This window comes from Glaciimonas sp. PAMC28666 (genome assembly GCF_016917355.1).
Taxonomy (GTDB): Bacteria; Pseudomonadota; Gammaproteobacteria; order Burkholderiales; family Burkholderiaceae_D; genus Glaciimonas.
Window position 1 is genome coordinate 3,690,529 of the sequence record NZ_CP070304.1, and the last position, 22,813, is coordinate 3,713,341.

Consider the following 22,813-nt stretch of genomic DNA (forward strand, 5'->3'; position numbering starts at 1 on the left):
TATGTCTTCTACTCGTAATCGCTTTTCCGCTTTTATCGCTGCTGTGATGATCGCTACCGCGACACTTTCCGCACCATTGGTGATGGCGCAGACAGCGTCCACGCCCGCAGATGTTGCTGCGGCAGCTTCGGCGGCTTCGACAGCAGCAGCGGCTGCGACTTCGTCAACGCCTGATGGTGCTGCAACGGCTGCCAGCGTGAGTGCAGTGCCGCCACCGCTTCCGGCGACTACAGAAACCGTCAGTAATCCGTACGGTTTGGACGCGCTCTGGAAGGGCGGCGATTTTGTCGCCCGTGGCACCCTGATCATTTTGGTGTTGATGTCGATGGGAAGCTGGTACATCATCATCACCAAGTTGATTGAACAAGTAAAACTGATGGGGCAGGCCAGAGATGCGAAGAACAATTTCTGGAAAGCACCTACCGTCGATGTAGCGATTGCAGGCCTGAAGCCAGCCAGCGCTTATCACTTCATTGCCCAGACCGGCAGCACCTCGACGCAGCATCACGATGGCGCATTACTGGAGCAGATTGATCTCAACACCTGGATCACGATGTCAATCCAGCGTTCTGTCGAAAAGGTACAAAGCCGCTTGCAAGATGGTCTGGCGTTCCTCGCCACCGTTGGTTCTACCGCACCTTTCGTCGGCCTGTTCGGGACAGTGTGGGGGATTTATCACGCGTTGACCGCCATCGGTATCGCTGGTCAGGCATCGATTGACAAAGTCGCCGGTCCGGTTGGTGAAGCATTGATCATGACCGCAATTGGTCTGGCAGTGGCGGTGCCAGCAGTGCTGGGTTACAACTGGCTGGTACGTCGCAACAAGAGCGCCATGGAAGAAATTCGCTCGTTTAGCGCTGACTTGCATTCGGTCTTGCTGAGTGGTGTGATGTCAACCAGTTCTGCGGGGCAGATTGCCAGCATCAAGAAAAAGGTTGGCTAATCATGGGCATGTCACTTGGCTCTTCCGATGGGGATGAAGACGAAGTGATCGGCACGATTAACACGACGCCGCTGGTGGACGTTATGTTGGTGTTGTTGATCATTTTCCTGATTACGATCCCTGTCGTCACGCACACGATTCCGGTCAAGCTCCCAAGCGAAACTGAACGACCCTATGTGACCAAGCCGGAAAATATTAATCTGGCCGTTAACAAACAGGGCGACATGTTCTGGAATGAGCAACTGGTACCGAACACGACACAACTGCTGGCGAAGTTGAAACAGGTTGCGGTGCTGGTACCGCAACCGGAGTTACATATTCGCGGCGATCAGAAAACCAAATACGAATATATCGGGAAGGTCATCTTGACGGCCCAGCGTGCCGGTATCGCCAAGATCGGATTTATTACCGAGCCGCCACCGCGTCAATAACAGGGAGCAATCTATGGGTATGAATATAGGCTCATCCGGGGGCAGCGGTAACGATCCGGAACCGATGATGGAAATGAACATGACGCCGCTAATTGACGTCATGCTGGTACTCATCATCATGCTGATTATCACGATTCCGATTCAGAATCATGCGATCAAATTGAATATGCCGACCGGTAATCCGCCAGTCCAATCCGCACCGCCGATTGTCGATACCGTCGACATCGATCCGACCGGTACCGTGTTGTGGAACGGTGCGCCGATGGCAAACCGGGCGGAATTGGAAAGCAAGTTGCAAGCAGTGGTCGCGATGGGAAATGTGGATGAGGTGCATTTGCGGCCGAATAAACTGGTGGAGTACAAGTCCGTCGCTGCCGTGATGGCATCGGCGCAACGGCTTGGCGTCACCAAAATTGGTATCGTTGGTAACGAGCAGTTTATGAATCAGTAGCCGTCAATTTGAACGGTGTGAGGCCAACAGGCAGGGTAACTCCTGCCTGTTGGCCTTTTTTTTTGGTATATCGCACCTTCTTGCTGCGTGTTGGTGGCGTCATCAGATTGTCACAATGCTACCGCATAATTTTATGATGGAAATTATGCGCTTCCACTGCATGCGCATTTAACGGGTTATTGCATACGGCAAAATCTTCTATCCGAGAGTAATTCAGCGGTGCCGGATTGGCTCTCGTTACTATCTTACCTTTATAGCCTATGACAGCCTCACAACGGTTAGCATCCATTTGCGTCCTGGTACCGGGCCAATCGATACTTTCAGGTAGCAAAGTCGATAATTTGCTGGAGCTTGTAGTAGAAATTCTCGAAAAGCGGCAACTTAAAGCGGTTTTTCAGCCGATCATCAACATGCTAAACGGCGAGATTATCGGCTTTGAGGGATTGATTCGTGGTCCTTTAGACAGTCCACTTCATTCTCCTTTGACATTGTTCGAAGGAGCGAAAGCCTGCCATCTGAGCGTAGAGATGGAACATCTCGCTCGCGAGATTGTACTTGAGGGCTACGCCGCCCTGAACCTGCCGGGAAAATTGTTTCTCAATGTCAGCCCTGAAGTATTACTTCAATCTCCCTCGCAGTGCGATGAACTCCTGGCGTTCATACAAAAAATAGGAATACGTCCGGATCGCATTATTCTTGAACTAACGGAAGGGCAACCTACCCATGACTATGCATTATTGCGCGACGCCGCTACACTTTACCGCGCAAGGGGATTTCGGATTGCGATTGACGACCTTGGGGAAGGTTTTTCCAGCTTGCGGCTCTGGTCAGAACTGCGGCCGGAATACGTAAAAATTGACATGCATTTTATTCGGGACCTTGACCGGGATCCGGTAAAACTGCAGTTCGTCAAATCAATTCAGGAAATTGCCAACGTTTCTGGAACGGCGGTGATTGCCGAAGGTATCGAAACCGCGGCCGAGCTGGTGATGATCAAAGAGCTAGGGGTTGCATTCGGTCAGGGTTATCGGATCGCCCGGCCGTTGGACAATCCGATCAGAATTGTTCCTGACGATATTGCGAATGCATTGGCCCAGGTCAGGATTAACCTTGATCCGCAAAAGATTGAAATTAAGAAGGGCGTGGTAACCGCGTTAAAGATCATGCGAGTGGTCACGAGGGTGGCGCCGGAAATGTCCAATAATGAAGTGTACGAAATGTTCATTCGTGATCCCGAACTACATGTGATCCCCGTCGTTAAAGATGACGTGCCGCTTGGGTTGATCGCACGCGCCGATCTCATTGATAGGTTCGCACGCCCCTTTTTACGCGAGTTACAAGGGAAAAAGCCCTGTACTTTATTGATGGATACTGAACCCATGATGACGGATAAAGACATTGGGCTTCAGGTATTAAGTCAGGCGATTGTAGAAGGCGACCGACGCCATCTGTTAAACGGTTTTATTATTACCGAGCAAGGAAAATACCTGGGCATTGGGAGCGGCCATGATTTGATGCGAGAAATAACAATAATGCAGATTAACGCCGCGAGTCATGCCAATCCGCTGACACACCTACCCGGCAACGTGCCGATTAACGAACACATGGAGGACCTGCTGCGGAGTGACGTTCCGTTCTGCGCCTGCTACGTTGACCTCGATAACTTCAAGCCGTTTAATGATGTGTACGGTTACAGCAGAGGCGACGATGTGATTCAGTTGACGGGGAGGACCTTGGTCGCGCATAGCAATCCGGAGCAGAATTTTGTTGGGCACATAGGTGGCGATGACTTCATGATCCTGTTTCGAACTGACGATTGGGAAGCGCGCTGTCGTCGCATATTAGCCGACTTCGATTCTGCTATCAGGGAGCACTATAGCGCCGTCGATTGTGCGCGGGGCGGTTATATCAGCGAGGATCGGCGCGGAACAAAAGTATTTTATGGATTGATTAGCATATCACTTGGGGTGGTGCAGATCAAACCTGGACAATACACCTCGCATCATCAAATCGCGGCTGCCGCTGCCGAAGCAAAAAAACAGGCGAAAAAAGTGACCGGCAGCAGCTTATTCGTTGATCGTCGTACGGCAACCTGGTCCGCGATCTCCTGACGGCGGTAATGGAATTTTTTGAGTACAAATCTTTGTGGGAACATGTTGGCGTGTTAATTAACTGTCCAAAACACCGTTACCTTCAGCATTGGAGTTAAAAGATCAAGCGGGGAAAATATGTCTGGCTGCGCTGCAAGGCCGTAAAGCTCGGTAGCATGCGTAAATGTGCCAGAGCCTTATAATAGGATCTAATGCATGAAGTGCAGGTTGACTGCAGACGCCTTGGCTGCTATTCGATCCCTGCTGATGGTAGGTATTCCGAAAAATAAGAATCAAATAAGGAAGCAAGCGATGAGCGCAGGAACAAGATTAGCGGGAACTCCCGATCCGATGCACGTTTGGGATGGTGTGGGCGGTGTCAAGCTTGCCGGTGATGCGTGGGGTGATCCGGGTGGACATCTGGTGATCTTGCAACATGGCGGTGGACAGACGCGGCACGCATGGAAGCATACTGGCCGGATGCTCGGCGCGGCGGGCTATTACGCGGTCGCTTTCGATGCACGTGGTCACGGCGATTCTGATTGGGCACCTGATGGATTGTACGGCCAGGATGTCATGGTGGAGGATCTGAAATGCGTAATCGCCGCACTCGGTAACGGGCGTCCTGTGCTGGTGGGTGCCTCGATGGGTGGCGGGACCAGTCTGGTGGCAATTGGTGAGGAGCATGTCAATGCGACCGCGCTCGTGTTGGTAGATATCGCACCGCGTATCGAGACTGAGGGCATCGACAAAATCCAGGCATTCATGAGTCTGAAGCCGGAAGGATTTGACTCCTTGCAGGAAGTGGCCGACGCGATCGCCACTTATCAACCGCACCGTGAGGCGCCGAAAAACCTTAACGGGCTAGCCAAAAATGTTCGACTGGGTGATGACGGTAAATATCGCTGGCATTGGGACCCGCGATTTCGCCCGCAGCGACACGATTTTGCCGCACGCGAAATCCGCCTCACCAAGTGCGCTCGTCGGCTTCGCGTGCCAACCCTGCTGGTGCGCGGTGGACTTTCGGACGTATTAACCGACGAGGGAGCGCAAGATTTTCTGCGACTTTGCCCGCACAGTGAATATGTGAACGTTACCGCTGCAGGGCATATGGTGGCTGGGGATCGCAATGATGTTTTTGGCACAGAGGTTATCGCATTTTTGTCGCGACTGGTCCCCCCTGCCAGCGCGCCGCTGCATCCCTCTCAGGTACTGAACCCGAGCACACGTGATGCGTCTGGAAAATTGTTTGATGTTCCGTGATTGAAGTCAGAAGTTATATGGTCGCGGATTGATTGTTCGCACTATGCGTTATCTTTACCAAGGCACCGTACCCGCTACGACGGCTTGGTTAAAGCTGGCGGCAATCGCGCCTTAGTCCAATGGTATTTCTTCCCTATGCTGCGGCATACCGACGGCGATCGGCGCAGTTTCATGCGATTTCACCAAGAGCCATACCGCTGCACCAGCCACCAGTGCGACCAGAGAAGACATAAAAAATACCCCTTGATAGGCGAAGCCGAGACTATCGCTGGCGACGCTGCTGAGTCCTTGATGCGCAGAAATAAATGCTTTCGCCGCCTGCAGATTACCATTGACGATTGAATGGATAATCTGGCCTTTTTCCATGTCAGTGGTCATCGGCAGATCGCGCGACACGATGATGCTGATCCGTTCATACAAAATCGCCCCCAGCGCGGCGAATCCAACCACGACGCCGCTGAACCGCATGGTGCCTGCAATACCGGAGGCCATCCCGGCCCGTTCAACCGGTATCACGCTCATGCCCACCTTTGCCGTCTGACCGTTAAGAATCCCCGCACCAACCGAGGCGATCATCATGGACCATAGAACGCTCAGGTATTGGAATTCGCGGATATGCAACGCCGTGAAAAAAGCTCCGATGCCGACCAGGATCAAGCCGCTGGACAGGAGCGTACGCCCGGACAAGTGATAGTCAAGATAGGAGGAAACAACGCGTGGCATGATGAACAGGGGAATCGCCAGCGGCAACATCAGCAGTCCGGCGATAAGCGGTGACTTTCCCAGTCCGCTCTGAAAAAATAATGGCAGATAAGTGAGCAGTGTAAGGAACGAGACTGCATAGGCGACACCGGCAATGGTCGCACCGAGATAAGTGGGACGTAAAAAATAATGCAGTTCAACCATCGGACGTTTCTGTTTCAGTTCGACGACGAGGAAGGCGATAAAAAATACGGCGGAGCCAGCCAACTGCAGGATGATCGGCAGACTGCTCCATCCGTCACGGTTACCCGCAATCAGGGCCGAGGTCAGTAAGCCCAATCCGGCGCTCAAGGTGACAACGCCTGCAGTATCAATCTTGTTTGCGTTCGGGTCTTTTGAATCGGTAACGGTACGTAGCACCAAAGCAATCATCACACACCCTATCGGCAGATTGATGTAGAACGCCCATTGCCATCCCAGCGATTGCGTGATCAATCCTCCTACCACCGGTCCCAGCGTGGTGGCAATGCCGATTACCGAGCCCCAAAATGCAAACGCTTTGGCGCGGGCAGCACCATGGAATCCATGAGCGAGAATGGCGAGTGCGGCACTCAGTTGCAAGGCAGCTCCTGCTCCTTGCAAAACCCGCGCTGCATTCAGCACCAGACTCGTGCTCGCCGCGCCACAGATGCCCGAAGCGACGGTGAACAACGCCAGCCCTATCAGCAGCATGCGTTTTCTGCCGAAGCGGTCAGCCAGCGCGCCCGCCGGCATCAGCAGAATGGCGAATGCTAGTGTGTAGCCGGAAATGACCCATTCAATGGCCGCAAAATCGGCGTGGAGTGAATGGGCTATCGAGGTCAACGAAACGGCTACGATATTCGCGTCCAGGTTAATCATAAACGACGGTATGGAAACGCATAACAGCAGTAGCGTATTTTTTGAAATCATGTTGAATCTCCGTTCGCAGATTTTAATCTGCATTTGTCCGTATCAATCACGTAAGGCCGCCGATACCTTTTCTGCAAAAGCCGGTGAAGCGATAAAATCCAATGTCTTTCTTAAGATAAGTGCATCGTCGTCGCCGTAGGCCTGCTCGAAACTCTCCTGGACGCGCTGCCATATTTTTCGTGCTTCTTTTAATTTTTCCTCGCCCGCTTGCGACAAAAAAACCCTTTTACTGCGCCGATCCTGACCGTCAACGGCGAGGGTAACAAGGCCATCGCGGACTAAAGGCTTTAAGGTATGCCCCAGAGCTGAAAGATCCATCACCATGGTGTCGGCGAGGGCGCGCATTGTTGCTCCCTGTGCACGATCAATCTGCGATAACAAACCATACTGCGTTCCGCGCAGGTCACAAACTTTCAAGGCATCGTCGTAAATTTGGCCGATCCTTCTCGCGGCGCGGCGAATTGCTGAATTGATACAGGCACTCGGTGGCCCATTTTGGGGATCGAGCTCAATGGCGGGGTAGGGGTGATTCATGCGGATTTTCCAGATGATTAATTACAGGTATATACCTGTATTATATCGATCCAGATGAGAATGTCGAGAAATTTTCTTTACACGCCGGTGAGGTTGGCTTTTTGTGGGGAGTTTACGTTTTAGTACGATGGCGGTGGGCTAGTCCCACCTCACCATCGTGCGTGCGCCTCAAATATAAAGTTCGGCACCTTGGGGTTGCCTTGGGCTGGCTATCGGAAAGGTGCATCCGTTGAAAAAGTCCTTCTATTTCCTTTTCGTTAAGATCGATTGATAGAGGAAAGTTCAACAGCCAACTATTTTACGTTCGCGGAGTTCAGACAGAATCTCATCGGATAGATTTAGTTCGCCCTGGAGAACCTCACGGGTTGCCTCACCCAAATGCTGTCCGGCCCAACGAATGGTTCCGGGCATCCGGGACAGCCGGGGAACCGGGGACGTAAGACAAACGTCGCCACGATCATGGTCTGGTACGTCGACAAAGTTGCTGCGTGAAACAACTTGCGGGTGATTCATCAAATCGTCAATACTCTGGATTTTCACTGCAGGAACATCTGCCAGTTGAAACGCCTCAAGTGCTTCTGCAGTTGTACGTTTTTTCAACCATGCATTGATGGCTGCGTCGAGCAGCGGACGATGCGTGACTCTATCCTTGTTTTGCTGAAACATTGGTTGCTCAGGCATTTCCGGATGGCCGACAACGGTCATCAGCCGACTGAAGACGCGGTCACCCGTGCCGCTGACGAAGATCCATTCTTTATCGCCCGTTAGGTAGGCACCGCCTGGGGACACGTAGTCCGGCGTATTGCCGGTGCGCTCAGTGACCTTGCCCTGATGACGGTATTTCATCGGAATGTCTTTCAAGAATGGAATCATGGTCTCGTAGAGAGCAAGGTCCACCTCGTTACCAACAGTATCGTTGTGCAGATGTTTGCCGAGGAGTGCCGTTACCGCCCCAAAGGCTGCCCATAAGCCGGCGGTGAAGTCACAAACAGGTAATCCAGCTTGCTGCGGTGCGGTCTCCTTTTCTCCCGTCACGTAGGCCAGTCCCGAAAAGGCTTGTGCATTGCGGTCGAACCCGGGTGTGTCGCGCCAGGGGCCATCCTGTCCGTAGCCGCTGATGCGTACAATGATAATGTCGGGACGTTGTTCTTTGAGCCAGGCAGCAGTTATTCCCCATCGATCAAGCGTTCCGGGCCGAAAGTTTTCGATGATAACCTGCGTCGTCTTGAGAAGTTGACCTAAGATTGCATGGCCTTCTGGTGTCCGGATATCCAGCGCAACGGACCGCTTATTGCGTCCGATCGATGACCACCAATATCCGCTATCGCTGTCCTTATCGGAAGGGAACGCGCCCAGCGTGCGCATGGGGTCTCCGACGTCAGGTAATTCTATCTTAATGACATCAGCGCCAAAGTCTGCCAAAAGGGTCGCGGCAAAAGGTGCGGAAAGGAAGGTTCCGAGTTCGATTACTCTTATTCCCTGTAGCGCGGGCTTAGGAGAATTGTCGGTTTGAGGTAAGGGGTTTGTCATGGCAGAAAGCGTGATTTCATTAGATACCTACGTGATGAAATTGCGATGATATTGCTGTAGCCAGGCAGTGACGAAATCTGGTCATTGCGCTGTGCCAAGTTTCTTGGCGAGCTGCTTCGCCTTCTCGACTTCCACTTTTAGCTCCGCAGTAAATTGCGCGTTTGTTGGATTAATCGCCTGGGCTCCCATGACGACGAGGCGCTCCTTGACTTCGGAGTCCTGCATGGCGGCGTTGATAAGATCGCTCAAGGTCGCCACAACTTCTTTAGGGGTTCCCGCCGGTGCCACGAAACCGTACCAGACAGGAGTCGGGGCATAGCTCGGTAGGCCGAGTCCTTCAGCAATGGGAGGGATATCTGGAAAAAGTGCCGAACGATGGGTATCGAAAACGGCGAGTCCACGAATCTTTCCTGTGCGCAAATATTGCTGGACCAGCGGCACGACGACGGGAAACAACGCAATGTGGCCACCGAGCAAATCGGTCATGGCCTGCGCGGTGCTCTTATACGGAATTTCAACGATATCGATACCGGTAGCCTGCTTGAAAATTTCCATTTCCTGTTGACTGATGGTGCCGGGACCGGACGATGCGTAGCTCAATTTGCCCGGGTTTGCCTTGGCATAAGCTACCAGCTCTTTTATATTATTGATCGGTAAATTAGGGGAGAGGGCGAGTACCAGCGGGATGGTGGCAACCTTTGCAATCGGAACGAAGTCTTTGACAGGATCGTAGGGCGGTGTAGATTTTTGGATGGGGGCGATCACGAATGGATTGGCGACAATAAGAACGGTGTAGCCATCCGGTGCTGATTGCAAAGCGGCCAGGGAGCCGATCAGTCCGCCACCTCCATCGCGGTTCTCGACAATCACGGACACATGCGATTTTCGGGACATATTCTCGCCGATCGTGCGGGCCATCACGTCGCTCCCGGTACCCGGCGAATACGGTACGATAATCTTGATTGTCTGATTGGGATAGGGACTGGCTTGCGCAATTATTGCTACGCTCGCTAGTGATAGCGCGACCGAAAAACCTCTTCCTAATTTTATCAAACGATTTGTTCTACCGATAATCCACGAATCCATTGCTGTCTCCTCAAAAATCCACTCGAACCAGATTAACGCCTCGCCCTTTGCGGGTCTACGGCATTTTTTTATTGTATAACTATTTAACTTCATCATGTAAAAATAAACCGTTTTGGTACAAAGTTCCGGACCAAAAAAAATGCCTTCATACAAATTTCCTTTGATAGCGTGTGCGACTTTCAAAAAGAACGTTGAGCATGGGCGATGTGGAGGAAAAGAGACGACGCTGATTGACTTTGCTTGAATAGCCATACTTTCATGAGCGAATGAGATTTTGTAAATAAGGTTAGATGATTTAGCACGCAGTAAGATAAATAGTTATACAATTAGATTTAGCGATTGATTATTTGCGCCCAGACCATGTCGCAGTTTCGAGACATGCGGTCGCCGGAGTCAGTTAAAAAAGTGAATTAACCAAAGAATTAAACGATTGAATTGATAGACTAATTAATAGGAGCGCAACGGTGAATTGGCCAACGGTGATTTACAACGAAGAGGTGATGAGGGAGGGCTTCGGAATAGAAGACGTGGGCATTCCCCTGGAAGCCAAAGTGGCGTTTTTGGATGCCCTCTCCGAGACCGGTTTAAAACGGATAACCGTCGGCGCTTTCGTCAGTCCATTATTTGTCCCTCAGATGGGATGCTTTGAAGAACTACTTCAACAATTCCGTCCCAAAGAGGGCGTGACTTACTTAACTTTTATCCATAATCTGAAGGCAAAAAAACGTGCTGAAAAATATTCCCCTCCGCTGACAATTGAAGAGGAATTCTGCACGCTGTTTCTGGATATCTGTGATGTTCATCAGCGCAGGAACGTCAATCGCTCAGTTGAACAGATGATGGAAAGCTGGCCAGAGGTGATTCGGGATGCAAAAGGTCGCGGGATCAGCAAGGCCCGCATCGGCATTGGCTCCGCATGGGGATCCAACTTCCTCGGAAAGTTTTCTCAGAGCTATCGCTTCTTGTTTCTTGAGCGGCAAATGGCTTTGCTAAATGCGGCCGGGATCACCGTAATGGAGATCGGACTACACGACTCGCAGAGCTGGTGTCTGCCGCATGAGATGGAAGACGATCTTAAACAAATCAAGCATCGGTGGCCTGAAGTCAAACAGTTCCATCTTCATATGCACAACGCGCGCGGAATGGCGCTGCCTGCCATTTATTCCGCGCTGCGCACGCTCGATCAAGACGACACAGTCATCATCGAGGGGACGCTCGGTGGCATCGGAGGTGGTCAATTCGGCGGGAACGGCCGGGCGTCGGGAATGGCGGCGACTGAGGATGTCATCCATATGCTGGAAGGGCTAGGCATCGCTACCGGTGTGGATCTGGATAAGGTCATCGAGTGCGTATGGATGCTGGAAGAAATCATTGGTCGCGCCGTATTTGGTCACGTTGGAAAGGCTGGCCCGAGGCCGACGCATCCGGATGCGTTCTACGATCCGAACATGCCGGGATTAGAAAGTCTGGAAGCGGCCAGGCACTTCAAGTTGGGCCCGCAAGCATACCAAAAAGAAGGTTATACACCCTGGAAACATCCCATCTCTGGCCCTTATTATCAAGGGCCGCGAGAAATTATAAATGATGGACATACGGAGAAGACAAATGGACTTTAGTTATTCTGACAATCAAGAGATGATCCGCGATTCGGTAAGAAAATATGCTGAGGCAGAACTTCTTACGCAATACAAACGCTGGGATAGAACAGGGGAATGGTTAACCAAAGATTTCATGGACAAGCTGATTAATATGGGCTTGTTGCGTTTGCGGCTTCCGGAAAAGTTCGGTGGCCAGGGTTACTCGTTCGTTGACTGCGGGATTGTGTGTGAAGAGATCGGCCGTTGTGACCATAATATTCGCTACATCATCAGCAATGCTATCCACCTCGGCGAGATGGCTTCGTCCATGGCACCGGAATTGCAGGAAGAGTGGATTCCGCGCATTGCCAATGGCGAGATGATGTCGCTGGCATTCACTGAGCCCGGCGGTGGTGCCGATGCAGGTAACATCACGACCAAGGCAGTCAAGGATGGTGACCATTACATCATCACGGGTGAGAAGACCAGCATTACCTTTTGCGGCGTTTCCAAAGTGGTGTTCGTGTCGGCCCGAACCGGCGGCCCCGGACCGCGGGGACTGTCGTTCTTTTTGGTTCCGACCGACACTCCTGGTGTTACAGCGACGCAGTTCGAGCGTATGGGACAACGGATTGATCGGGCGGGCAGCTTCTTCTTTGACAACGTGCGGATACCGGCACGGAATATGATCGGTGCGGAGAACCAAGGCTTCATCTGGGCGATGACGATCATCGGTTACAACCGGAATTTTGTGCCTTTGGCATGCATCGGCGCCGCCCAAAAATCGCTCGATGAAACAATTGAGTACGTCAAGATCCGGCAGGTCATGGGGCGTTCACTTTCCAAGTGGCAGGGCGTGGCGAACGAACTCGCGATGGAAGCCACCAAACTGGAAGCGGCACGTATGTTGTGTTACCGCGCGCTGTCTTTGAAGGACAAGGGAATGCGCCATGACAAGGAATCCTCGATGGCCAAGTGGTGGGGCGTGAAGGCAGCCAACGAAGTTCTTTACACCTGCATGCGTTTACACGGCCATTATGGATGGGCGAAGGATTTGCCGTTCGAGCAACGACTTCGGGATTGTCTGGGGATGGAGTCGGCTGACGGGCCGCGTGAAGTTCACCTGGGGATTATTGCGCGTGACTTGCTTGGAAAAGAATTCGCCCCATTTTGAAATATAACTACATGCCAACCCGCCCTATGACGGCGGGTACACCCAGGAAGGAGGGCTGCTTATGAAACTCGAAGGCATTCGTGTCATCGACCTGTCGCGTTTTCTGCCCGGGCCGATGTTGACGCAGTTCATGGCTGATAACGGCGCCGAAGTCATCAAAATTGAGTCGGTTGACGAGGGTGAGCCGACCCGCGCGGTCGGCGAGATGCGCGACGGTATCAGCGTTTTTTTTGCGAATACAAGTCGCGGCAAAAAAAGCCTGGCGCTCGATCTAAAGCAGCCAGCCGGACTGGAAGCGTTGATGCGGCTTATCGAGGACTCGGACGTCGTCATCGAGGCGTTTCGGCCTGGTGTTGCCGAGCGACTGGGCATCGGCTATCAAAAGATCAGTGCGCGGGCACCACATATTGTTTACGCATCGATCTCTGCCTTTGGACAGAGCGGTCCTTACCGCGACCTCGCCACTCACGACCTCGCGATAGAGGCGATGGCCGGCGTTTTGTCGCTGAACCTGGGCAGAGATGGCGTGCCTGCAATTCCTGGTTTGCCGGCGGCAGACATGCTTTCGTCAATGGCTGCGCTCTCTGCTGTGCTTATGGCGCTGCTGCGTCGCAAGGAAACCGGTCGGGGTGATTTCATCGACATGGCAATGGCCGATTGCCTGCTCGCTGCAATTCCCAATAATCTCGATACGGCGATGGCGGGGAGGCGTCAACCTAATGTCCCGGAGTCGCGCTCGCTCGGTGGCAATGCGCTCTATGCCGTTTACGAAACCAGCAATGGCGAATGGATCGCACTCGGTGGGCAAGAGATGAAGTTCGCTGTCAATCTTCTCACCGTACTAGGCCGTCCCGATCTGATCGATCTGTGCAAGCTTCCGCCAGGAAAGGGGCAACGTCCTGTGCATGATTTTTTGACGGAAACTTTTCGCACTAAAACCAAGAGCGAGTGGGTAGCCTATTTCAAGGGCCGCGATATTCCCTTTGCGCCCGTACAAACGTTGCCTGAAATGCTCGAGGATCCGCACTTCAGGCAACGTGGTGCTGTCACAACCGATGAACGCGGTTGGGATCATATTGGCAATCCGATTCGATTTACGGACGAACCCGGAAACACGCGCTTCGACACGCCAGCGCTCGGGCAACACTCGGAGGCGATCTTGCGTGAACTGGATTATTCGGAGAGCGAAATCGCGAAGCTCAGAGCTGATGGCACCATCAAAGTAGCGAGCCACGAAGATATTTCGCTTCATGCCGGTTCGGATAAGGTGAACTTCATCGGGGCTGTTGCCTAGATCAATATTTGCAATTCGGCTTGTTTGAGTTGTTGTAAAAATAGAGAAATATTGACTGCATAGGGTGTGCCGGCGCTTACTTTTCCCCGTTGGGAATCGTCAAAAAAATCACCTAAAATTGACGACCTGAAACGAATTTCCATTTATTGTTTAATAACGACATGTGCTAATATTAATTGCATGACAAATACCGTAACCAAGCTCCGGACAGCCACTAGTACTGCCTCCCGTAAACCGCAAAAAGCCGCCGCGACAGTGGCTGAGGAATTGCGTCGTCAAATCGTCACTGGCAAGCTCAAGCCCGGCGATAAGTTACATCCGGAGAACGTGCTACAAATTGAATTCGGAATCTCACGCCCAACCCTTCGCGAAGCATTGCGTCTACTCGAATCTGAGTCGCTCATCACCATCGCTCGCGGTAGGCACGGTGGTGCCCGTGTGAGCCCGATCGATGTCGGTGCCGCGGCCCGTCAGGTCGGCCTGTTTCTGCAGATCGAGGGTACTACGCTAGAGGATGTGTGGCTCGCCCGGATCATCATCGAACCGCCGGCGGCTGGATTGCTGGCGGCGCTGCGTAGCCCCGTCGCACTGGCTGAACTCGAGGCCAATATTGTCGCCGCGCGCGAGGCCGCGCAGACCGATCTGATACGCTACGCCGATCTTAGCGCTGAGTTCTCGATGCTGATCACGCAGCACTGCGGCAACAAGACTATCCATCTTCTCGCTTCGCTGATCTATAACATTATCCGCCGCCAGCACGAGCACGTCACACAGCGAACCATCGCGAAAGCGAGCGTTGACAAACTACGTCAAGACAGCATTCGGGATCGCTTAAAGATGGTGAAACTGATGCGCAGCGGAACGCCGGCTGCGGCAGAGAAGTTTTGGCGTACCTACCTGGAGCATACCCGCGACCTGGTCTTGAGCGCATACAAGGCGCCCATGACCATTGACGTATTGAACGAGCCGCTCGGCGAACAGCGCCCGGTCGGCATCGTTAAGCGTCCCACGCGCCGGGTTCCTTGATATGGAAGTCTTTATGCGCGTCAAGCCGGAAGGATTTGATCATCCTCTGGCTGCCGAGAGGCGAGAAAGAATGTCTGGCCCGGGCGGCCGAGCCTGTTGCTGGTGAGGCTGATCTGGTCCGCATAGCGATCACGCTGTAATGACTGTCTGTTGTTTGTCATCAAGCCGAATAAAAATTGTCATCAAAAAAGAGATCACCAGCAAGCCTGCTAAAAAAAATAGCAAGCCTTTACTAGCGCTATTTCCTTCACCTTTTATGTAGCCAATTGCATAGGGTCCGACAAAACCACCCAGGTTGCCGATTAGTAGTAAGGTTGCGTCTTTTGGAGCAACATATGCATGTACTGAATCCCGACAGCCCGATACCCACGCAGATCGTTGAGTTGATTCAACGTGAGGGCTTGTCCATCGGCAGTCATTTGCCGGCCCAAATGCTGGCTGATCGCTTGAGAGTTTCCCGTCAACCGATCAATGACGCATTGTCGTTGCTGCATGAAAAGGGCATGCTGACACGCGAGCGTAACAAGGGTTATTTTGTCGCCCAGGACGTTACGAATCTGTTATCCGAAGTGGTCGATGAATTGGGGCTTGAGGCTTCAGATTTAATTACGACCATTTATTTTCGCATTGCCGACGACCGCTTGCGGGGAGAGCTACCGGATGCGTTTTCGGAACAGTTTATCAAAAAGAAATATGGATTGACCACCACTTAGCTCAACGCTGTCCTTGGCCGCATAGCGCAAGAGGGCTGGGCTGAACGGAAGCCAGGATACGGCTGGGCTTTTTCTACGATGCTGACCACGCCCGATAGTTTGTTGCAATCCTATCGTCTGCGCCTTGCGTTAGAGCCAGCCGCTCTGCTGGAGCCAGGTTACAAACTCGCACCGGAAATACTGGAGCGATGCCGATTTGCGGAGCGTCATTTACTGAATGGCGGTATCGAAACCGATACCGCGGACCAGTTGCACAACCGTGGCGTGCGTTATCACGAGTCGCTCATAGAAGCCTCTGGTAACATTTTCTTCATCGACACGATCAAGCGGGTTAATCGCGTGCGCCGCTTGCTGTCCTATCGCTCGATGCAGGATCGCAAGCGTTATAAAGAGCATTGCAAGCAGCATCTGCACGTTCTGGACTTGCTTGAGCAAGAGCGAAACGAAGAGGCGTCGGAGATGCTGCGGCAACATTTGCTGCATACGTTGAATGCGCTTTCCAAGATAACGCGCATATTGAATCCGTGATTCCACGGGACCGCGCAAGGATATGATCGCGTATTGTTGTTTCAAGCATTCACTGTTTGTTGCATTGCATGTTTCAATGTGCGTTTCAATGTTTTTATTGAAACGTTTATGAAACATAAGTTGAAACAAGATTTTAAAAATTAATTTTCAAGCATGTCAAATTTTCTGACTCCCACCTCTGCAAGTAGTTGATTTCATTTGATTTTTTGCTCCCTATTCGATTTTCAAGGAGGAAGAGCGTGGTTGGCATAGTTGTTGCTGAACTACTGGCAATGGCAATGCAGATGTCTGCATAGACCACATCGCGATTCCATTAGGAGAAGAAATGAGTCAATATTCCGCAGGTGCTGCCTTCCGCAAGGCGATGCAAGAAGAATCCCCATTGCAAGTGGTTGGCGCGATTAACGCGAACCATGCTTTGCTGGCTAAACGTGCTGGTTTTAAAGCAATTTATTTGTCCGGTGGCGGTGTCGCAGCCGGATCTTTGGGCTTACCTGATCTTGGCATTTCCAATCTGGATGATGTACTGACCGACGTTCGCCGTATCACCGATGTCTGCGACCTGCCGTTGCTAGTCGATGTGGATACCGGCTTCGGCTCAAGCGCTTTCAATGTCGCCCGTACGGTTAAATCGATGATTAAATTCGGCGCGGCAGCGATCCATATCGAAGATCAGGTCGGCGCCAAGCGCTGCGGCCATCGTCCTAACAAAGAAATCGTCAGCAAGCAAGAAATGGTCGACCGTATCAAAGCTGCCGTCGATGCCCGTACCGACGAAAATTTCGTCATCATGGCCCGCACTGATGCACTTGCAGTCGAAGGCCTGGAGTCCGCGCTGGAACGTGCGATTGCCTGCGTCGAAGCTGGTGCCGACATGATTTTCCCGGAAGCGATTACAGAATTGGCGATGTACAAGCAGTTTGCGGCTGCCGTCAAGGTGCCGGTATTGGCCAATATCACTGAATTCGGTTCCACGCCTCTGTTTACATTAGAAGAACTGAAAGCAGCCGATATTGGTCTGGTGCTATATCCCCTGTCAGCATTCCGCGCCATGAACAAGGCTGCAGAAAACGTCTATACCGCCATCCGTCGCGACGGCACGCAAAAGAACGTAGTGGATACCATGCAAACACGCATGGAATTGTATGACCGGATAAATTATCACGATTTCGAGCAGCATCTGGATGCGTTGTTTGCAGCCCAGAAAAAATAAGTACTACCGATCACTATCAATCTTTTCTGTCAGGATACAAAATGAGCGAAGCGCAAGCAACCCCTTTCAAGCCAAAAAAATCTGTCGCATTGTCTGGCGTCACCGCAGGTAATACCGCGTTGTGTTCGGTCGGTAAAACTGGTAACGATTTGCATTATCGTGGTTACGACATTCTGGATGTGGCAGGAACCTGTGAATTTGAAGAAATCGCCTATTTACTGGTACATGGCAAGTTGCCGACCGTTGCAGAACTCAGGGGCTACAAGGCAAAACTGAAGTCCATGCGTGGTCTGCCCGCCAGCGTCAAGGCCGCGCTGGAAGCGCTGCCTGCTGCGTCACACCCGATGGATGTGATGCGCACCGGCGTTTCAGTGCTGGGCTGCACGTTGCCAGAGAAAGACGATCACAATGCACCTGGCGCGCGGGATATTGCTGATCGTCTGATGGCATCGCTTGGTTCTATGCTGCTGTACTGGTATCACTTCAGTACCAATGGCAAACGCATCGAAGTCGAAACCGATGACGATTCCATCGGCGGTCATTTCCTACATCTGCTGCACGGCGTAAAACCATCTGCCGAATGGGAAAAAGCGATGCATGTTTCGCTCAATCTTTACGCAGAACATGAATTCAATGCCTCCACTTTTACCACCCGCGTTATCGCTGGTACGGGCTCAGATATTTACTCCGCAATCACTGGCGGTATAGGCGCGTTGCGCGGACCGAAGCATGGTGGTGCAAATGAAGCCGCATTCGAAATTCAGAAGCGTTACGATAATCCGGACGAAGCAGAAGCCGACATCCGCAAGCGCGTAGAGAACAAGGAAGTCGTGATCGGCTTCGGTCATCCGGTATACACGGTGTCCGATCCGCGTAACAAAGTCATCAAGGAAGTCGCACGCAATTTGTCTGAAGCGGCCGGTACGACGGCGATGTTCGACATCGCTGAGCGTCTGGAAACCGTGATGTGGGACGTCAAGAAAATGTTTCCGAATCTGGACTGGTTCTCCGCCGTTTCCTACAATATGATGGGTGTACCGACGGCGATGTTCACTCCACTGTTTGTGATCTCCCGTACGTCTGGTTGGGCCGCGCACGTGATCGAACAACGCATTGATAACAAGATTATCCGTCCATCGGCAAATTATATCGGCCCGGATGATCTGGCATTTGTCCCTATCGCTGAACGTTAGTATTGGTTAGGCCAACCGCTCGCAAAACAGCGGTTAGCCTAAAAGTAAATCAGATACACCGCGCGATAAATTGTTTCGAACAGGAATCGCCACGAACGGTTTTCCGTTGGTGGCGGCCGAGGATAGCAAAAAGCCACTCCCCTGACCATCATTCTCTTTCTTGACTGAGCCATGAATACCGAAAACCGCAAACCCCTTCCCGGCACCAAGCTGGATTTTTTCGATACGCGGGCCGCAGTAGATGCCATCGCCCCGGGCGCGTACGAGAAACTTCCTTATACCTCCCGCGTGCTGGCCGAAAACCTGGTGCGCCGCTGCGACCCTGCGACCCTGACCGCATCCCTGAAGCAGTTCATTGAGCGCAAGCGCGATCTGGACTTTCCATGGTTCCCGGCCCGTGTCGTCTGCCATGACATCCTCGGTCAAACCGCGCTGGTGGACCTTGCTGGTCTGCGTGACGCGATTGCCGCGCAAGGCGGAGACCCGTCGCTGGTCAATCCGGTCGTGCCGACGCAACTGGTGGTTGACCACTCGCTGGCGGTTGAGCGTGGTGGCTTCGATAAAGATGCGTTTGATAAAAACCGTGCCATCGAAGATCGTCGTAACGAAGATCGCTTCGATTTTATCAACTGGACCAAGAAGGCGTTCAAGAACGTTGACGTGATCCCTCCAGGTAACGGTATCTTGCACCAGATCAACCTTGAGCGCATGTCGCCGGTGATTCAGGTGAAAGATGGCGTGGCCTTTCCCGATACGCTGATCGGTACCGATAGTCACACGCCCATGGTGGATGCGCTGGGCGTACTGGCCATCGGCGTAGGCGGTCTGGAAGCCGAAAGTGTGATGTTGGGCAGAGCTTCGTGGATGCGTCTGCCGGATATCATTGGCGTATCGTTGAGCGGCAAGCCGCAACCGGGTATCACCGCAACCGACATCGTGCTGGCATTGACCGAGTTTCTACGTGCGCAAAAGGTCGTGTCCTCTTATCTTGAGTTCTACGGCGAAGGTGCTTCCCACCTGACGCTCGGCGACCGCGCCACCATTTCCAATATGGCGCCTGAGTTCGGTTCTACTGCCGCGATGTTTTATATCGACGAGCAGACCATCAAATATCTGAAGCTAACTGGTCGTGATGATGCGTTGGTCAAGCTGGTGGAGCTATACGCGAAAGAGACCGGGCTTTGGGCAGACAGCTTGAGGAACGCAGAATACGAGCGCGTTATTCACTTTGATCTGTCCTCCGTGGTGCGTAACATCGCTGGACCATCCAATCCACACAGCCGCGTGCCAACCTCCGAACTGGCTGCGCGTGGTATCAGCGGCAAGGTCGAGAATGAGCCTGGTTTGATGCCGGACGGCGCCGTGATCATTGCCGCCATCACCAGTTGCACCAACACCAACAACCCGCGCAACATGATTGCGGCGGGTTTGTTAGCGCGCAATGCTAACGCGCGCGGTCTGACGCGCAAGCCATGGGTGAAAAGCTCGTTGGCTCCCGGCTCCAAAACCGTCAAGCTATATCTGGAAGAAGCCCAGCTATTGTCTGAGCTGGAAACGCTCGGCTTCGGCGTTGTAGCGTTTGCCTGTACCACCTGTAACGGCATGAGCGGCGCATTGGATCCAATCATCCAGAAAGAAGTGCTGGATCGCGATCTCTACGCTACCGCTGTGCTGTCGGGTAATCGCAACTTTGACGGTCGTATCCATCCATACGCTAAACAAGCCTTCCTGGCTTCACCGCCGCTGGTGGTGGCCTACGCGATTGCCGGTACTATCCGTTTCGACATCGAAAAAGATGTTCTGGGCGTTGATGCAGAAGGCAATCCCGTGACTCTGAAAGACATCTGGCCGTCGGATGAAGAAATCGATGCCATCGTCGCTTCCAGCGTCAAGCCGGAACAGTTCCGTAAGGTCTACGAGCCGATGTTCGCCGTGGTCGCCGATAACGGCGAAAAAGTCAGTCCGTTATATGACTGGCGTCCGGAGACCACCTACATTCGCCGTCCACCGTATTGGGAAGGTGCGCTGGCCGGAGCGCGCACCATGACAGGCATGCGTCCGTTGGCAGTATTGGGTGACAACATCACCACCGATCACCTGTCACCGTCGAATGCCATCATGCTCGATAGCGCAGCTGGTGAATATCTGGCCAAAATGGGTCTGCCGGAAGAGGACTTTAACTCCTACGCAACTCACCGTGGCGATCATCTCACCGCGCAGCGTGCCACCTTCGCCAACCCCACCCTGAAAAATGAAATGGTGCTGGAAAATGGCAAGGTCAAAGCAGGTTCATTGACCCGCGTTGAGCCAGAAGGCAAGATCATCCGTATGTGGGAAGCGATTGAAGTCTACATGGAGCGCAAGCAGCCGCTAATCATCATCGCTGGCGCCGACTACGGCCAGGGTTCTTCGCGGGACTGGGCTGCCAAAGGGGTCCGGCTAGCGGGCGTCGAAGCCATCGCGGCGGAAGGCTTTGAACGGATTCACCGCACCAACCTGGTCGGTATGGGCGTGATGCCGCTAGAGTTCAAGCCCGGCGTCAATCGCCTCAGCTTGAACATTGACGGCACTGAAACTTTTGACGTGATTGGTGAGCGCACGCCGCGCACGACGCTCACACTGGTCATCAATCGCAAGAATGGCGAGCGCGTGGAAGTGCCGGTAACCTGCCGTCTCGATACCGCCGAAGAAGTATCGATCTACGAAGCTGGCGGCGTGTTGCAGCGTTTCGCTCAGGACTTTCTTGAGTCGTCAGTAGCCGCCTGAAAGGGCGCAACATTGTGATTCTGTGCGGTGTAAAAACGTGCCGCACAGATTAACCAGGACTCCTTATGACCCACGTACCCCAGATCAAGATACCCGCAACCTACATGCGTGGCGGCACCAGTAAAGGTGTGTTCTTCCGCCTGCAGGATTTACCCGAGACAGCACAAATTCCAGGGGCGGCACGCGATGCGTTGTTGTTACGCGTCATCGGCAGCCCTGATCCTTACGGCAAACAAATTGACGGCATGGGTGCTGCAACCTCAAGTACCAGCAAAACCGTGATCCTGTCCAAAAGCAGCAAGCCTGAGCATGATGTCGATTACCTGTTCGGTCAGGTCGCCATTGATAAAGCCTTTGTTGACTGGAGCGGAAACTGCGGTAATCTGTCCGCTGCGGTTGGCTCGTTCGCCATCAGCAACGGCTTGGTTGATCCCGCTCGCATTCCGCAAAATGGCATGGCGACTGTGCGTATTTGGCAAGCCAATATATCCAAAACAATCATCGCCCACGTACCCATCACCAACGGTGCAGTCCAGGAAACCGGCGACTTCGAGCTGGATGGCGTCACGTTTCCAGCTGCAGAAGTGCAACTTGAGTTCATATCTCCTGCAGCCGACGAGGAGGGCGCGGGCGGATCCATGTTCCCTACTGGTAATCTGATAGATGACCTCGAGGTTCCCGGCGTTGGCACGCTCAAAGTCACGATGATCAATGCCGGCATTCCGACCATTTTCGTGAATGCAGAGTCGATTGGCTACACCGGTACAGAGCTGCAAGACGCCATCAACGGTGACGATAAAGCGCTGGCAATGTTTGAGACCATTCGCGCGTATGGCGCAGTCCGTATGGGTCTCATCAAGCACATTGATGAAGCAGCGAATCGCCAGCATACCCCGAAGGTAGCGTTCGTCGCCAGGCCGGCGGCTTACGTTTCGTCAAGCGGTAAGCCGGTCGCCGCTGGCGATATCGATTTGTTGGTACGAGCACTGTCGATGGGCAAACTGCATCACGCCATGATGGGTACAGCGGCGGTCGCCATTGGCACCGCAGCAGCGATACCCGGCACACTCGTGAATCTAGCCGCCGGTGGCGGCGCGCTAAGTGCCGTGCGCTTCGGACATCCTTCCGGTACGTTACGGGTGGGCGCGGAAGCCGTTCAGGATAACGACGAATGGAGCGTCACCAAAGCCATCATGAGCCGCAGCGCGCGGGTATTGATGGAAGGGTGGGTACGCGTGCCGGGCGACGCGTTCTGAATTGAGTGATCGCGGGGGCGTCAGTTAGCTGAAGTTCCTGCCGCACAGGTTCATATTTGTAGAATTACTGGATATGGTTACTGCCACAAAAA

17 protein-coding genes and 1 pseudogene are annotated in these 22,813 nt (G+C 52.9%); 14 read left to right on the top strand and 4 right to left on the bottom strand.

Annotated features, from left to right (window positions below; all coding sequences use genetic code 11):
- Position 1 precedes the first annotated feature (1 nt).
- From JQN73_RS15710 to JQN73_RS15730, 5 genes are all read left to right on the top strand, one after another.
- Positions 2-943, top strand: a complete 942-nt coding sequence (locus JQN73_RS15710) for a MotA/TolQ/ExbB proton channel family protein (protein WP_240162290.1) — start codon at positions 2-4, stop codon at positions 941-943.
- A gap of 2 nt (positions 944-945) precedes the next feature.
- The gene (locus tag JQN73_RS15715) at positions 946-1,374 is read left to right on the top strand and encodes a biopolymer transporter ExbD (protein WP_205319786.1); all 429 of its coding nucleotides are present in this window, start codon (positions 946-948) and stop codon (positions 1,372-1,374) included.
- 13 nt (positions 1,375-1,387) lie between these two features.
- Positions 1,388-1,825 carry a biopolymer transporter ExbD gene (locus tag JQN73_RS15720; protein WP_205319787.1) on the top strand — a complete coding sequence of 146 codons (438 nt, stop codon included), beginning with the start codon at positions 1,388-1,390 and terminating at the stop codon, positions 1,823-1,825.
- 260 nt (positions 1,826-2,085) lie between these two features.
- Positions 2,086-3,936 (top strand): GGDEF domain-containing protein, encoded by a 1,851-nt coding sequence (locus JQN73_RS15725; protein WP_205319788.1) that lies wholly within the window; start codon positions 2,086-2,088, stop codon positions 3,934-3,936.
- Positions 3,937-4,227: 291 nt separating this feature from the next.
- Positions 4,228-5,178, top strand: a complete 951-nt coding sequence (locus JQN73_RS15730) for an alpha/beta fold hydrolase (RefSeq protein ID WP_205319789.1) — start codon at positions 4,228-4,230, stop codon at positions 5,176-5,178.
- A 111-nt stretch (positions 5,179-5,289) separates the two neighbouring features.
- On the opposite strand, the gene JQN73_RS15735 is transcribed toward JQN73_RS15730, so the two are convergent.
- The 4 genes from JQN73_RS15735 to JQN73_RS15750 form a co-directional block, all read right to left on the bottom strand.
- Positions 5,290-6,831: an MFS transporter gene (locus JQN73_RS15735; RefSeq protein ID WP_240162291.1), complete on the bottom strand. Its 1,542-nt coding sequence runs from the start codon at positions 6,829-6,831 to the stop codon at positions 5,290-5,292.
- A 42-nt stretch (positions 6,832-6,873) separates the two neighbouring features.
- Positions 6,874-7,365: a MarR family winged helix-turn-helix transcriptional regulator gene (locus JQN73_RS15740; RefSeq protein WP_205319790.1), complete on the bottom strand. Its 492-nt coding sequence runs from the start codon at positions 7,363-7,365 to the stop codon at positions 6,874-6,876.
- A gap of 282 nt (positions 7,366-7,647) precedes the next feature.
- Positions 7,648-8,895 (bottom strand): CaiB/BaiF CoA-transferase family protein, encoded by a 1,248-nt coding sequence (locus tag JQN73_RS15745; RefSeq protein ID WP_205319791.1) that lies wholly within the window; start codon positions 8,893-8,895, stop codon positions 7,648-7,650.
- Positions 8,896-8,976: 81 nt separating this feature from the next.
- Positions 8,977-9,981 carry a tripartite tricarboxylate transporter substrate binding protein gene (locus JQN73_RS15750; RefSeq protein ID WP_205319792.1) on the bottom strand — a complete coding sequence of 335 codons (1,005 nt, stop codon included), beginning with the start codon at positions 9,979-9,981 and terminating at the stop codon, positions 8,977-8,979.
- Positions 9,982-10,445: 464 nt separating this feature from the next.
- Here JQN73_RS15750 and JQN73_RS15755 point away from each other — a divergent pair, with 464 nt between their 5' ends.
- From JQN73_RS15755 to prpF, 9 genes and pseudogenes are all read left to right on the top strand, one after another.
- Positions 10,446-11,597, top strand: coding sequence for a hypothetical protein (locus JQN73_RS15755; protein ID WP_205319793.1), 1,152 nt, complete (start codon positions 10,446-10,448; stop codon positions 11,595-11,597).
- Entirely contained in the window at positions 11,587-12,732 is a 1,146-nt protein-coding gene (locus JQN73_RS15760; RefSeq protein ID WP_205319794.1) for an acyl-CoA dehydrogenase family protein, read from the top strand. The genes JQN73_RS15755 and JQN73_RS15760 overlap by 11 nt, the downstream gene beginning before the upstream one ends.
- A gap of 61 nt (positions 12,733-12,793) precedes the next feature.
- On the top strand, positions 12,794-14,026 hold the full coding sequence (locus JQN73_RS15765) for a CaiB/BaiF CoA-transferase family protein (protein WP_205319795.1): 1,233 nt from the start codon (positions 12,794-12,796) through the stop codon (positions 14,024-14,026).
- 180 nt (positions 14,027-14,206) lie between these two features.
- Complete coding sequence (locus JQN73_RS15770; protein ID WP_205319796.1) at positions 14,207-15,052, top strand: FadR/GntR family transcriptional regulator; 846 nt, start codon at positions 14,207-14,209, stop codon at positions 15,050-15,052.
- A 335-nt stretch (positions 15,053-15,387) separates the two neighbouring features.
- Positions 15,388-16,293 (top strand): annotated as a pseudogene (locus tag JQN73_RS15775) (GntR family transcriptional regulator).
- A gap of 325 nt (positions 16,294-16,618) precedes the next feature.
- A complete protein-coding gene (gene prpB, locus JQN73_RS15780) occupies positions 16,619-17,506 on the top strand; it encodes a methylisocitrate lyase (protein WP_205319797.1) in 888 nt (295 codons plus the stop codon).
- A gap of 41 nt (positions 17,507-17,547) precedes the next feature.
- Positions 17,548-18,699, top strand: coding sequence for a 2-methylcitrate synthase (gene prpC, locus JQN73_RS15785; protein ID WP_205319798.1), 1,152 nt, complete (start codon positions 17,548-17,550; stop codon positions 18,697-18,699).
- 171 nt (positions 18,700-18,870) lie between these two features.
- Positions 18,871-21,465, top strand: coding sequence for a Fe/S-dependent 2-methylisocitrate dehydratase AcnD (gene acnD / locus JQN73_RS15790; protein ID WP_205319799.1), 2,595 nt, complete (start codon positions 18,871-18,873; stop codon positions 21,463-21,465).
- Between the two features lie 65 nt (positions 21,466-21,530).
- Positions 21,531-22,721, top strand: coding sequence for a 2-methylaconitate cis-trans isomerase PrpF (prpF, locus tag JQN73_RS15795; RefSeq protein WP_205319800.1), 1,191 nt, complete (start codon positions 21,531-21,533; stop codon positions 22,719-22,721).
- Positions 22,722-22,813: the final 92 nt, after the last annotated feature.

Bases quoted from the DNA above. Each gene is read 5' to 3' on its own strand.
- JQN73_RS15760 (WP_205319794.1), top strand. From the start codon at position 11,587: ATGGACTTTAGTTATTCTGACAATCAAGAGATGATCCGCGATTCGGTA.
- JQN73_RS15770 (WP_205319796.1), top strand. From the start codon at position 14,207: ATGACAAATACCGTAACCAAGCTCCGGACAGCCACTAGTACTGCCTCC.
- prpF (WP_205319800.1), top strand. From the start codon at position 21,531: ATGACCCACGTACCCCAGATCAAGATACCCGCAACCTACATGCGTGGC.
- JQN73_RS15730 (WP_205319789.1), top strand. From the start codon at position 4,228: ATGAGCGCAGGAACAAGATTAGCGGGAACTCCCGATCCGATGCACGTT.
- prpC (WP_205319798.1), top strand. From the start codon at position 17,548: ATGAGCGAAGCGCAAGCAACCCCTTTCAAGCCAAAAAAATCTGTCGCA.
- prpB (WP_205319797.1), top strand. From the start codon at position 16,619: ATGAGTCAATATTCCGCAGGTGCTGCCTTCCGCAAGGCGATGCAAGAA.
- acnD (WP_205319799.1), top strand. From the start codon at position 18,871: ATGAATACCGAAAACCGCAAACCCCTTCCCGGCACCAAGCTGGATTTT.
- JQN73_RS15745 (WP_205319791.1), bottom strand. From the start codon at position 8,895: ATGACAAACCCCTTACCTCAAACCGACAATTCTCCTAAGCCCGCGCTA.
- JQN73_RS15740 (WP_205319790.1), bottom strand. From the start codon at position 7,365: ATGAATCACCCCTACCCCGCCATTGAGCTCGATCCCCAAAATGGGCCA.
- JQN73_RS15720 (WP_205319787.1), top strand. From the start codon at position 1,388: ATGGGTATGAATATAGGCTCATCCGGGGGCAGCGGTAACGATCCGGAA.
- JQN73_RS15735 (WP_240162291.1), bottom strand. From the start codon at position 6,831: ATGATTTCAAAAAATACGCTACTGCTGTTATGCGTTTCCATACCGTCG.
- JQN73_RS15750 (WP_205319792.1), bottom strand. From the start codon at position 9,981: ATGGATTCGTGGATTATCGGTAGAACAAATCGTTTGATAAAATTAGGA.
- JQN73_RS15715 (WP_205319786.1), top strand. From the start codon at position 946: ATGGGCATGTCACTTGGCTCTTCCGATGGGGATGAAGACGAAGTGATC.
- JQN73_RS15710 (WP_240162290.1), top strand. From the start codon at position 2: ATGTCTTCTACTCGTAATCGCTTTTCCGCTTTTATCGCTGCTGTGATG.
- JQN73_RS15725 (WP_205319788.1), top strand. From the start codon at position 2,086: ATGACAGCCTCACAACGGTTAGCATCCATTTGCGTCCTGGTACCGGGC.
- JQN73_RS15765 (WP_205319795.1), top strand. From the start codon at position 12,794: ATGAAACTCGAAGGCATTCGTGTCATCGACCTGTCGCGTTTTCTGCCC.